The organism is Alteromonas sp. W12 (genome assembly GCF_001924945.1).
GTDB classification, from domain to species: domain Bacteria; phylum Pseudomonadota; class Gammaproteobacteria; order Enterobacterales; family Alteromonadaceae; genus Alteromonas; species Alteromonas macleodii.
This window is the reverse complement of record NZ_LQXH01000009.1, coordinates 225,576-238,823: the sequence shown is the minus strand read 5'-3', so window position 1 is coordinate 238,823 and position 13,248 is coordinate 225,576. Positions and strand designations below refer to the sequence as shown.

The 13,248-nt window shown below is 44.8% G+C and carries 9 protein-coding genes; 2 read left to right on the top strand and 7 right to left on the bottom strand.

Features of this window, described 5'->3' with window-relative positions; all coding sequences use genetic code 11:
• Positions 1-85 precede the first annotated feature (85 nt).
• The 3 genes from AWH61_RS14615 to AWH61_RS14605 are packed head-to-tail and all read right to left on the bottom strand — an operon-like array spanning position 86 to position 4,007.
• On the bottom strand, positions 86-1,288 hold the full coding sequence (locus AWH61_RS14615; RefSeq protein ID WP_075177454.1) for a pectinesterase family protein: 1,203 nt from the start codon (positions 1,286-1,288) through the stop codon (positions 86-88).
• 13 nt (positions 1,289-1,301) lie between these two features.
• On the bottom strand, positions 1,302-2,768 hold the full coding sequence (locus AWH61_RS14610; protein ID WP_014976841.1) for a glycoside hydrolase family 28 protein: 1,467 nt from the start codon (positions 2,766-2,768) through the stop codon (positions 1,302-1,304).
• Between the two features lie 33 nt (positions 2,769-2,801).
• Positions 2,802-4,007: a glycoside hydrolase family 88/105 protein gene (locus AWH61_RS14605; RefSeq protein WP_075177453.1), complete on the bottom strand. Its 1,206-nt coding sequence runs from the start codon at positions 4,005-4,007 to the stop codon at positions 2,802-2,804.
• 681 nt (positions 4,008-4,688) lie between these two features.
• Between AWH61_RS14605 and AWH61_RS14600 the strand changes: the two genes are divergently transcribed.
• Positions 4,689-7,388 carry a TonB-dependent receptor gene (locus AWH61_RS14600; RefSeq protein WP_014949881.1) on the top strand — a complete coding sequence of 900 codons (2,700 nt, stop codon included), beginning with the start codon at positions 4,689-4,691 and terminating at the stop codon, positions 7,386-7,388.
• Between the two features lie 203 nt (positions 7,389-7,591).
• The gene (locus AWH61_RS14595) at positions 7,592-8,527 is read left to right on the top strand and encodes a rhamnogalacturonan acetylesterase (protein WP_075177452.1); all 936 of its coding nucleotides are present in this window, start codon (positions 7,592-7,594) and stop codon (positions 8,525-8,527) included.
• Positions 8,528-8,671: 144 nt separating this feature from the next.
• Here the strand turns inward: AWH61_RS14595 and AWH61_RS14590 are convergent, their stop codons facing one another.
• The 4 genes from AWH61_RS14590 to uxaC are packed head-to-tail and all read right to left on the bottom strand — an operon-like array spanning position 8,672 to position 13,237.
• Positions 8,672-9,643 (bottom strand): sugar kinase, encoded by a 972-nt coding sequence (locus AWH61_RS14590; protein WP_075177451.1) that lies wholly within the window; start codon positions 9,641-9,643, stop codon positions 8,672-8,674.
• Positions 9,640-10,278, bottom strand: coding sequence for a bifunctional 4-hydroxy-2-oxoglutarate aldolase/2-dehydro-3-deoxy-phosphogluconate aldolase (gene eda, locus AWH61_RS14585; RefSeq protein ID WP_014976837.1), 639 nt, complete (start codon positions 10,276-10,278; stop codon positions 9,640-9,642). Before eda ends, AWH61_RS14590 begins: the two co-directional genes overlap by 4 nt.
• On the bottom strand, positions 10,278-11,819 hold the full coding sequence (locus AWH61_RS14580) for a mannitol dehydrogenase family protein (RefSeq protein WP_075177450.1): 1,542 nt from the start codon (positions 11,817-11,819) through the stop codon (positions 10,278-10,280). The genes eda and AWH61_RS14580 overlap by 1 nt, the downstream gene beginning before the upstream one ends.
• A gap of 2 nt (positions 11,820-11,821) precedes the next feature.
• Entirely contained in the window at positions 11,822-13,237 is a 1,416-nt protein-coding gene (gene uxaC / locus AWH61_RS14575; protein WP_039225321.1) for a glucuronate isomerase, read from the bottom strand.
• Positions 13,238-13,248 lie beyond the last annotated feature (11 nt).

Sequence of the window (13,248 nt, the reverse complement as noted above, 5' to 3'; positions counted from 1 at the left end):
AGTAGTGGCACAGTGATAACTAAAAGATAATAGATACCAAGTGGTTACGCAATGTGCCGAGCAAATTACTTACGCTTATGTTGCTCTATTTAATATCGTTCGGGATGTTATTAGGCACCCAGCCTCGCAATACCGCCTCTTTAGTGTAAAAAGCCGCGTTTTTATCATTCAGAAAATGAGAGTTTATTGCTGGTGAGGAGACTGCTTTAGGTGCACCTTCTCCATGAGATTGGTACTCGGAAAATCTTGCTTCTGTGTGGGGATTAAATGGTCTCTTTGTACCTGATGGCGTAGTTCCACCCATAGTAGTCCAGCGCTTTTGGATGATATGACCTGCCATATAGGTGTTGATAAACGTGGTTTTACCTACAGCGTAAGGGTTTGCATATCGGCCATCTGAAAAGGTGGTTGTAGGATGCCAAGGCCTTCCCAGTGCCACGCTTTCATCTGGAACGCCTTGTTCTCTTTCAAGCCTACAGTTATTGAACGTTAACCCATAAGGACGCTGTAAATGAGTGCTTGGGGCGGTAATGTAGCCTGTTAGTCCTTCGCTATCACCGCCAGAGTAACGTGTACGGGAAACAATAGAAACGCTTTCAAAAAACGCGGTGCCCTCACCAAAAATAAAGTCAATATGTCCTGCTATTGTTCCGCCTTCAATCAGAGCGCGGTCACCTTTTAAATAGAGGGTATCTTGGTAACCCCAAAGTGCGACATTTTTAAGGTAAGTGCGATCTGAGTTCACATCGGTTTTAAGCGCTACTGCCTGCGTACCTGATAATCGAGTAGGATCGTCTTTTGCTTTGACCTCGTTACCGGGATAATCAAAATCATTGGTGATAGTGATATTTTCCAGAGTGATATTATCACCTAAAATCTCCACAGTGGCAGTGCGACGAGTTCCCCATTTTTCTTGAGAATTCTCTGCGACTTGTTGACCTGCATACCGATTGAAAACGATAGTCGTTGTTTCTTGCGACTGGCCCACAAAGTGAACATTATCAACGTTTATGACGACACGCTCTCGATAAATGCCTTCGTTAATAAAGACGGTCCATACTTTATCTTTTTGTGGCTTGTGAGACGCGATATAAGCAACAGCTTGGGACACAGAGTTAAAATGAGGTAAAGCGTCCTTAGTTACGTCACTGTCATCGTCACTGTCATGTGATTTAGCTACCACTACATCCGTCGTTGCTGGCATTGCCGCGCTTAATCCACTGAAAAGTATACCTGCCAGCAACACAAAGGCTAAACTAAGACTGACACGTGCTTTATTAAATTCCATAGTATTTATTCTTCTACAGCCCGTGCTTGTTAAATGGTTGGCTATTAATAAACACATTGTTTATTGAAAGATGCGCTACGTTTTCGATAACGGCATCTTTAAGCGCACGTTTTATCGTTATGTTATTCAACGTCAACCCAGAAATAGGCGTATGGTCATACCCGCGAAGCACAAAGGCCCGGTTAGCTGACGCAACGTTCAAGTTCTCTATAGTGATATCTTCCAGTAGTGGAGGGAAGTTACCGGCATCACCTTCTTCGTAGAAGAAATTCACGACAACAGCGTCTTTCACCGTCCCAATATCGATATTGCGATAGTTTAGATTTTTTAGGTGACCACCCCGAATACTGTTGGTTTTAATTCTAATGCCGCGGTCTAAATCAGGGCTACTCATGGTGCAATGCTGAGCATAGAGATTCTCTACACCGCCGGATATTTCACTGCCGATTACAACACCGCCATGGCCAGCCTTCATCTCGCAATGTTCTATGACGATATTACTGCAGGGAACATTGACCCTTCTGCCGTCTGCATTGCGTCCAGATTTAATGGCAATGCAATCGTCCCCTGTATCAAATGTACAGTTAGAGATAAGAACGTTCGTGCAGCTTTCAGGGTCGCACCCGTCCGAATTTGGGCCGAAACTTTTACAGTACACGTCGTTAACGGTGACGTTCTTGCAAAGCACAGGGTTAACTAACCAAAATGGAGAGCGCAGGATGGTAACACCCTCGATAAGTACATTTTCACAGCGGTAAGGTTGTATAAACGGAGGGCGCAGGTAATTATTTTCAAAAACGCGGTCACTAACGGGTGTCCCGTTTTCTACCATTTCTTGCAGCGTGTCTCTGGTATATTTTTGGTTCTCAACCGGATCGTCACCCCATGTTGAAGCCTTCCACTTACCTTTCCATGGCCACCAGTTGTCTTTCGCCGCGCTACCGTCAAGCGTACCTTTGCCGGTGATTGCGATATTACTTTGCTCAAAAGCATAAATAAGAGGGGAGTAACCCATTAACTCCATACCTTCCCAGCGAGTAAAAACATATGGTTTGTAATCATCAGGATTGGTAGAAAATCGAATTGTTGCGCCTGCCTCAATATGCAAGTTTATATTCGACTGTAAGTGAATTGGGCCGCTGCATAGCCAGTCGCCTTTTGGCACAACCACTTTGCCGCCACCTTGGCGTGCGACTTGGTCGATAGCTGCATGTAACGCTTGCTTAAAGTCACTGCCATTTTCATTTAAAAAGTCGGTAACATTAGCTTCGCGCTTTGCAAAGGTGGGGCGCTTTATCATCCCTTTAATAAGGTTTGCTTCGGCGTCCCACTGGCGTTGAGTCCTTCCCGTTTCGGTCACATTTGCACATCCGGATAGGAATGTAGGAACACCTACAGCCATCCCAGAAGCTGCAACAGTGGTGGCGAGACCAGACTTTAAGAAGTGACGTCTGGCATTCGGTGAGTTAGGTCGGACCATCATATACCCCTTTTATTTACAATTTAGCGCTTTTTACTTATTCAAATAATGTGCAGCCAGAATGAATGGGCCTACACCTTTCGCATCGTTTGCTCTGATTGGCTCACTCATGTAGTAGTCGAATGAACCATCTCTATATGGATTTCCACCAAGACCAGCAACGGCGCAAACTTGCTCAAGGCTGATAACGTTAGTATCTGGATTAACCGAAATCATTTGATCAAGAAGTCCAGCAAACCCTTTTTCTGCGTGAGCTTTGTATTCCTCAGGAAGAAACTTAAGGCTTGCACCTTTGGCCATAGCGTAGGTCAACATTGCTGTACCTGATGCTTCAAGGTAGTTTCCTTCACGGCTTCCCAAGTCAGTAACCTGATACCATGTGCCTGAATTATGTTGATAGGTAAGCGTAGCGTCGATAAACGCTTTAAAGCGCGCTTTTAGCCACGGTGTCTTTGGGTGTTCGGCAGGAACAACTTCTAGCACATCCACCATTGCCATAGCATACCAACCTAGCGAACGTGACCAGTGATGTTGAGAAAGACCTGTTTCTTTATCAGCCCACTTTTGCTTTTTAGATGCGTCCCAGCCATGTAAGGGGAGGCCTGTTTTTTCGTCGTAAAGGTGCTCTTCAATGAGTTCAAATTGCAAAAATACGTCGTCTAGCTCTTTCATATCGCCGTACTTAACAATGTATTCAGCGTAGAAGGGGGCCCCCATGTATAGGCCATCAAGCCACATTTGGTTTGGATAGCGTTTCTTATGCCAAAAGCCACCTTGCTCGGTACGTGGGTGAGTAGTAAGCTGCGTTCTAAGTAGGTCAGCGGCTTTTTTGTATTTAGGGTTGCCGGTTTCTTCATAGAGGAAAAACAGCACTTTACCAGGGTTAACCATATCAATATTAAACTTATTGATATCATAGGTTTTGATACTTCCGTCTTGTTGAACCAACATGTCGTAGTAACCTTTTACATAAGACAGGAGACGGGGATCTTTAGTCTCTTGATAGACTTCTGTTATGGCAAGAAGGTTGAGACCGTGAACGTAATCCCATTGTGGCTTTTCATCCCAATCGATTTGCCAAGCTTCTGGGAAACGCACCATCTCAGACTCTATCATTCTCATAGACCATGATTGTGTGTTGTCGAGAGGCATTTGTACCCAATCATTTGCATTAGCAGCGGAAGAAACAAACGCCGTGCAAGCTACAACGGAAGCTGCGCGTAGAATACCTTTTAGCATAACAAACCCTTATTTTTATAACATTGTAAATACACTCTGTGCTACCGGTAGCATAATGGTTTTTATTTGCTCATATGTCAACGGAATTATTTACATTTTTTAACTTTTATTTTACGCGTTTAAAAAGTGTTAAATGGTACATAAATAACTGTATTTAAATGTTTTAATTAAAGCGCTCATCCTGCTTTGGTTAGTTTCTATAGTCTCTTCTTCTTTCATCATTGCATATCAAATTTCTACTTATTGTAAATTTTTTCAACAAAATTGTTGCCACCGGTAGCATAACTGTTTAGGATGTAAATCAAATGTAAAGCTTGAGTGTTGTTTTCGAGGTTTACATTATTGCCGAAGAGAAGTTTTGCGTTAATTAGAAAACATAGCTGTACCCTGCAACTCTTCTCATTCAAGGTTTTGGTGGTTTACGAGACCACTATAGAGAATGAATTAGAATTGACGCGTTTTCGCTTCCTTAACAGCCAAGACGTGCTATCGGATAAATGTAAAGCATTGACGGTATTAATCACCAAAATGTTATCCGGTGGCATAAAGGGAAGTGAAATGGTTAAATACGATAAATGTTGAATTTGTGTAAATTTGAATGGTTCACACACGTTTCAAAAGCATCTTCACCTTTTGTCAGTATGCGCGTCTCTTATAAATATAAAAACCGGAGAAACAACAATGTTACCAAAGAAAAAGCAACTCGCTGTTCTTGTTACGCTAGCGTTGTCAGGCGCACATATTCATGCGCAAGAAGCCACAGACGAACAAGCCAGTGAAACCGAAGCGCAAAATATGGAAGTCATTGAAGTATCAGGCTTTCGTGGATCACTTAATAAATCACTGATGGAAAAGCGAACATCAGTTAACAGTAAAGAATCAATTGTTGCGCAAGACATTGGTAAATTCCCGGACTTAAATATTGCTGAGTCAATTCAACGTGTACCCGGCGTAGCCATTTCTCGTGAAGGTGGAGAAGGGCGCCAAATTACTTTGCGTGGTTTGAGCCCTTCATTTACCCGCACAACACTTAATGGCATGGAGGTGCCAGCAAGTACAGATGGCACAGATTCAGGTGGCGGTGTAAACGGTGGACGTGGCTTTGACTTTAACATTTTCGCTTCTGAATTGTTCAACCGCGTAGATATTCAAAAATCTCCTACCGCCTCTATGGAAGAAGGCGGCATTGCAGGTACGGTTGATCTGTACTCGGCAAAGCCGTTTGATTACGACGGTTTTAAATTCGTTTCATCTCTTCAAGGCGGCTATAACAGCATTACAGAAGAGACCGATCCTCGCGCCGCTTTCATGATCAGCAACCGTTTCGCTGACGACAAAGTCGGTGTGCTTTTCTCGGCCGCGTTCTCAGAGCGTACAGTAAGACAGGAAGGTTTTGGTACAGTTCGTTGGACTACTCCAGTTCGCGATGGTGGTGGCATCTTTGGCGATACATCAAACACGGTTGTTAACGGCACACCTGACGTAGATGATTGCCAGTATGAAGGTGAGTCGGTAGACCCGATTAACTGTTTATGGACTCCTCGTTTACCTAGACCTGACTACTTTGGTAATGATCAAGAGCGTGTAGGCTTCACCGGTTCAATTCAGTGGGCTGCAACAGATAATTTCACACTAACGCTAGACGGTTTAGTGTCCAAGCTTGATAACACCCGTACCATGTATAACTTCTTCCACATGTTCAGAAGTACATTCGAAGAAATTACACCTACCTCCATTACTGTTCATCCTAATGGTCAACAGGTGCTGGCTGGTACGTACGACGGTATCAAATCGCGTATTGAAAGCCGTTTACAGGAATCAACCACTGACTTTAGCCAATTTGTAATTTCTGGCGAGTGGTTTATTGGTGAAAACCTTAAACTTGATATGATGGCCGGTACTGCAGAGTCTGACGCTCGTTCAGAGCAATATCGTTACAATATGACGCTGCTGGAAGAAACCAGCTACGGCTTTGACTTTAGCAATAACAGCAACGCGCCAGAAGTGACTTACGGTTACGATGTTAACGATGCAAGCAACTATAATCTAAGCGATGGCCGATTACGTGCTACTGATGTATTGCGTGAAAACGACACGGTCAAATTTGATGCGACATACTTAGGTGATGAAGTCACTATTAAGGCTGGCTTTGCCTACAATGACCGTGTTGTAACCTACAGTGAAGAGCAAATAAATGGCTTCCCAGATCAAGACTCGGCAGTAGGTTTTGCTGAAATTATGCCGGTAGACGATTTCGGAAGTGGTTTTGATGGCCCTCTTGACCCGTTCCTTGTTGCCGACTTTGACGCTATTAATAGCCAATTGTTAGATGTTGTTTGGACACCGCGTTCTGCACAAAGCTGGCAAGTAGGCGAAGAAACATCAGCTATGTACCTTGAGCTTGATACGAGCTATGAGATTGCCGACATGTTACTTCGCGCTAATTACGGTGTGCGTTATGTGAAAACAACCACAACCTCTGAAGGCTTTATTCAAGGCGAAACGGTACAAATCGAAAACGAGTACAATAACTTTTTACCAGCAGTTAACTTAGCACTTGAAGCAACTGATGACGTAGTTGTTCGTCTTGGCTTAACACAGTCTATGACTCGCCCAAGCCTGAACTCATTAAACCCTGGTAACCCAAGCTTTGATTATATTAACGGCTCGGTGAGCGTGGGGAACCCATTCCTTGATCCGTTTACGTCGAACAACGTTGACTTTGGTGTTGAATGGTACTTCGATGACGAAGCGCTACTAGCAGCAACAGTGTTCTACAAAGACATTGATAACTGGATTGTTCGCGCATCAGAAGAGCGTTTAGTCGACAGTGCTTACTACGACTTTATCGACAACGATGCACAGTTTGACCCTGTAATTGCGCTAGACCCTCGCACTATTCCATACGAGCATAGCAGTCCAATTAACGCTGAAGACAGAAGTGTAAGCGGTTATGAGCTAATTTATCAGCAACCGCTAAGTTTCTTACCAGGCCTGTTCGAAAACATGGGTATCGTGTCGAACTATACGCACGTTAACGCTGACGACATCGAAGGTATGAGTGAAACATCGTACAACTTTACGGTGTATTACGAAACAGACCAATACGGTGCGCGTGTGTCAGTTAACAAACGCGACGATTACCTGACAGACTTTACTGGCAGCAATGGTAACGTTGCGCACGGTACGACAGGACCTACGCAGGTAGATTTCTCGTCATTTTATAACGTAAACGACGAGCTAACGTTGACCTTTGAAGTCATTAACCTTACCGATGAGTACGAGCGCTTGTTTACCACGGGTGATGGCTCTTTGAACTTGGTACGTGAGTACAACCACACGGGCCGTCAGTTCTTCCTTGGCGCTCGTTATACTATGTAAAAAAACAGGCCGGCCAATTATGTTGGCCGGCCTGAGATAATAATTAAATGTTGTGTTCCGTGAAGACGGGTGTGTTTGGCCATCGTAATGATGGCCTTTTTTATGTGCAAAAAGTGTAGGCCGGGAGGAGTTCAGCACGCCTCTACCTCACTTTTCGAGCAATTTGCATCGCAACAATAGAAATATTGAAAAGGAGAAAAGGTGTGAAAAATTCAAGTAAACCCACCACAGGGAAAATATTCAACGCGCTGCGCTACAGTCTTGCAAGCGTTTTCGTTGTATCGAGTACTTTTGCAGTGGCAGACCAGCAAGGCACGAGTACACTTCACATTAGTTACGCGGCGCAATCTAGCGCTTATGCGCTTACCAGTTCGGGTTCCCAAAGTGCTTCAATCCAAAGCGCTACTAATAAAGGCAGTGAAGAGGCTGTAAAAGCTCCACCCTACAAAAAGCCAGTTACCCTACATCTGGTCGGCGATTCAACCATGTCAGACAAGCCTATGTTGTCATATCCAGAGCGTGGGTGGGGGCAATTGCTTTCTGAATTCATGCTGCCTAATCTTAATATTAAAAACCACGCGGCTAACGGCAGAAGCACAAAGCGATTTGTAGATGAGGGACGCTGGCAGCTTCTGTTATCCGATCTGTCTGAAGGTGATTTTGTGGCTATTCAGTTTGGTCATAACGATCAAAAACAGTCGGATCCTGCTCGCTATGCCGACCCGGAAAATGCTTATCCAGCTTACTTGAATCAGTTTGTTCAGGATGTTGAAGCAAAAGGGGCATCAGTGATTATCGCAAGTAGTATTTGCAGGCGTCATTTCACTGAGGAAGGTGTATTAAAACGGACGTTGCTGGCGTATGCCGATGCAGCGAAGAAAGTGGCAGCACAAAATAACGTGCCATTTATTCCTATGAACGCTTTAACTTGCAATTTTCTTGCACAGGTAGGCGAGCCTAACAGCAACCATTACTTCATTAAGGTGCCCGCCGACCTTTATGCGCGCTACCCTGAAGGCAAAACGGATGACACTCACTTGAACGTTGTGGGCGCGGCGAAAATGGCGCAAATATTCGTGCGAGAGCTAAAAGCGACAGCGCACCCACTGGCAAAATACGTATATCGAGACACGTTGTAAGCTCACATAAAAATGAAGTGGCGCGTTATTGCGGGCGTGCCGCGTTCTTTAGTGGGGGATCGCCTTTATCTTAATTAGCGTGCTTGTTTATGGTTACAATGGCAGGAAATAGAAGAGAAAAGAAAGAGGAATGTCACATACCGACTATAGCGACGGTATGTGATTAGTGAAGGCATCGCTTGATATAATGGCACCGGGGTAGGTAATCACAGTCGCTGCCACTTTTGCCCCATAGCTCGCGCTCTCAACAGGCTTTCTACCTGCAAGTCGAGCGGCCATATAACCGCCATTAAATGCATCGCCAGCAGCCGTTGTATCAACCACCTGTTCAACACGCTCAACAGGTACAATACATTGTTCTTGTTGACGGAGTATATGGACGCCAACCGCCCCGTTTTTCATCACGATTTCTTCAATCTGTTTGTCGGCTAAATAGCTAAATATTTCATCAGCATTAGTGTGGCCAAACAGCATTAAATGGTCGTCTGCACCTGGGAACGCCAAGTCTGCTTCAGCATATGCCTTACCCATCCAGTATTTGGCATCTTCTTGAGATGACCAAAGGCGAGCTCGATAATTAGGATCAAAGGCAATCTTACTTCCTTTGGCCTTGAGGGACGAAATTAGTTCGAAAAGTGTAGCGCGCTGTTCGTCATCCAAAATGGCAATAGAGATACCGCTCAAATAAAACCAATCACAAGCAAATTCAGCGCCCTTCATAATGTTGAGCGTCTGTGTTGCTGCAGATTGGTTACGCCAATATGCAAAGGTTCTTTCACCTTCGTTGTCGTTGCGGATCATATACAGGCCAAGGTTACGCGACGACGAGCGAAACACTAAATCAGTGTTAATTTCGTGCTCACCCATTTTAAACAGCAGCTCATCGCTTAAAAAGTCTGCGCCGATCGCCGTTAAGTAACTAATGGAAGATGAAGGCAAGCAGCGTTTTAAATAAACCGCAGTGTTGTACGTGTCGCCAGCAAAGCTTTTCGCCATCAGATTATTATCTGTGTTTTCATCGCGCGTACTAACTGATGACTCACGCTGAGTGCTTCGAAGCTCTACCATGCACTCGCCAAAAATAACCATTCTTTGGTTGGTATCAACTATGCTCATGCCGCAGCCTCATCAAACAATGTTAGGCTTTGTTGACATGCCAAAGTTATAGCTTGCCAATTTTTCGCTTCAATGGCTGCCTTCGGCATCATCCATGTACCGCCTACTGCTCTTACATTGCCAAGCGAGAGATACTCATTGGCGTTGTCGCCATTAATGCCGCCGGTAGGGCAGAAGCAAACATCGCTAAATACGCTTGAAATCGCTTTAAGAAAAGGTGTTCCGCCGCTAAGACTCGCAGGAAAGAACTTCATCTCGCGAATGCCTTTTTGGTGCGCCAAAAGAATATCGGCAGGCGTAGCGACACCTGGCAAAAAGGGTGCATTAGACGCAATCAGTGTATCGAGCAATGTCTCTGAGCTTGTGGGCGTTATCAAAAATTGCGCGCCTGCATCCAACGCTTCAAATACGTGGTTGCGATTTAACAATGTGCCCATGCCCACAACGAGTTCAGGAAACTGTTTTCTAATCGCTGACAGGGCTTCAAATGCTGCGTCGCTGCGTTTCACTACTTCTATGTTGCACAGGCCGCTATTTGCAATTGCTTCTGCTAGGTGAAGCCCCTCGTCAACAGATTTAGGCTGAATAATAGGGAGTAATGGGGCGCCTTTAAGCATGGAAAAGGTACTTTTCATCACGCGGTTCCTTTTAGTGAATCTAGCGAACTTTCTGTTAACGTAGTGGGAGCAGAACCTTGCTGACCTTCGTTGCTGTTTACGTGCGATAAAATGCTAAGCAGCTGATTAACTTTTTCGAGCACTTTTTCTTTGAACGTAGTGTTTACCGACAGTTCAGCGAACATGGTTTCAAGAGATAGCAATTTTTTAGCAAGTTCTATTGCCTGAAAGTCTACCGATTTTGCTGTGGCCCTTAACATACTATCTAGCGGGTCGGTGATAGTTTCGTTTAAACGTGCCTTGTTGTTTACAAATAGGCACCAGGCCGCAACGGCACTGCAGAGCAAATCAATATTTCGTTTTGCTTTTAGGTTATCGCGTACTGTGTCGAGAATTCGAAATGGGATTTTCTGTGACCCATCCCAAGCAATTTGCGACAACAAGTGGCGAATATGCTTATTCTCATAGCGCTTAACAATGTCTTGTGCGTAAGCGTTCAGATCGAAGTCTTGTGTTCCGCTATCGGCATTCTCGTTATCACTGGATAGAGACGGAACAATTTCTTCTTTCAACATGGTTTGAATCAGTTGCTTTATGGCTGGGGTACGCATTGCGTCGAATACGGTTTCCTTGCCAAGCAATAACCCTATGTAGGCCAGTGTTGAATGTGTGCCGTTTAGAATGCGAAGCTTAGCTTTTTCAAAGAAGCTCACATCATGAGTAAAAGTAACGCCAACTTTATCCCAAGCGGGTCGTGGGCCAGAAAAATTATCTTCAACCACCCATTGAGTAAATGCCTCTCGCTGAATAGGCCAGTTATCAGTTAAACCCAGCTCAGCGGCAACGTTGGCTTTAAAGCTGTCTTCAGTTGCTGGCGTAATACTGTCAACCATAGTGCAGGGGAAGGCGATGTTCTCGCTGATCCATTGGCCGAGTGATTCGTCCGTTTTATTGGCGAACTCGGTCACCGCTTTTTGCAGCTTTTTACCGTTGTCTGACACGTTGTCACAGCTGATAATGGTAATATCTGCATAGCCTGCCTGCTTACGTTGTGCTAGCGCTTGCACAATTAGGCCAACTGCACTTACCGGTGTTTCTGGCGTGACTAAATCAGCTTTAATATCCGGATGATCAGTATCTAGATGACCTTGCGCATTAAGGCAATAGCCCTTTTCTGTCACGGTAAGCGTCACAATTTTAGTTTGCTTGTTTACCAGTGCAGCAACAATGTCTTCACGATCATGTGCTAATGTAGAAAGGGTTTTAATTGCGCCGATAATGTGGGTTTCAGGCTCGTTATCAACAATACACAACGCATAGAGATTGTCTTGTGTACTCAACGCTTCTTTAAGAGATGCGCTGCGCATTGACACACCGTGAATGCGCCAGTCACCGCCATAAGCCAGCGCCTTTTCGGTATAATACGCTTGGTGCGCACGGTGAAAGGCACCTGGACCAATATGCACAATGCCACAACCGGTTGCTTCCAGATCGTAATTTGGTTTACTTACGCTGTCACTTAAAAGAGGTAGCGTTGAAATTGATAACGGCTTTGTCATGATTACCCCAGTTTGTACGCTTGTTTAGCAAAATCATAAGTGAGTTTTCTTGCAATGCTGGCCGCTTCTGTTTCACTGATGCGGTGCTCCACAACTAGCTGTGCAAGGAAGCGACAATCAATGCGTCTGGCAACATCATGACGTGCAGGAATAGACAAGAACGCGCGCGTATCGTCATTAAAACCAACAGTATTGAAGAAACCTGCGGTTTCTGTCACTTGATGTCTAAAGCGCAACATGCCTTCAGGGCTATCGTGGAACCACCAAGAAGGACCAAGTTTCAGGCAAGGGTAGTGGCCTGCAAGTGGTGCTAATTCACGGCTGTACGTGGTTTCATCTAATGTAAATAGAATAATGTCGAGGTTAGGCTCGTTACCGTATTTACCGAGTAACGGGCGAAGCGCTTTAACAAAATCTGTTTGCATTGGAATGTCGTGGCCTTTATCGCGACCAAACTGTGTAAAGAGCTGACTGTTGTGGTTTCTAAACGAACCAGGGTGAATTTGCATCACCATGCCGTCTTCTACACTCATTCCCGCTAATTCGGTAAGCATTTGCGCTCTAAATAGCTCTTGCTCTTCAGCGTTACTGTTTCCACTTCTTACTTTATCGAATAAAGCAATACACTCAGCTTCACTTAAATCAGCTGTGTTCGCCGTTGGGTGTCCGTGATCCGTTGCTGTTGCACCGTGTTCTCTAAAGACGGCACGTCGTGCACGAATTGCGTTCAGGTAGCCCTGCCAGGTTGCAGTGTCTTCACCGGTGAGTTCACCAAGTTTCTCAATGTTTGAAACAATATCTTCGCGTGAAGCATCGACTACATCATCAGGTCTAAAGGTGGTGATAACCCGCTTTGCCCACGGTGTATCTTTAATCGCTGCGTGATGAGGAAGGGCATCAAGGGCGCCTTCGGTGGTAGCAATCACTTCAATATTGAAGCGGTCCATCAGTGCACGGGGTTTAAAGTCATCCCCTTGAAGCTGCGCAGTGATGTGGTCGTAATAATGCGTTGCGTTGTCGCTACACAACATCTCTCGCAAACCAAATACATCGTGAAATACAGTGTCTAACCACAAACGCGATGGTGTGGCAGCAAATAGATGATAGTTATCTGCCAGAAGTTTCCAGATTTTACGTGGATCCTTTTCCGTTTCGCCGCCGTCCCAACGTGGCACACCAATATCGGTTAATTTAATACCTTGGCTATACAGCATTCTGAACACATAGTGATCAGGGGTGATAAACAACTCGGTTGCATTGGTGAAATTATTGTTTTGTGCAAACCAACGTGGGTCAGTATGGCCATGTGGACTTATGATAGGGAGATCTCGAATTTCCTTATACAGCGCCTTTGCAACACTTCGGGTTGCTTCATCGGCAGGAAAAAGTCTATCTTCATGTAATAATATCGATTCCATAACGCTCTCTT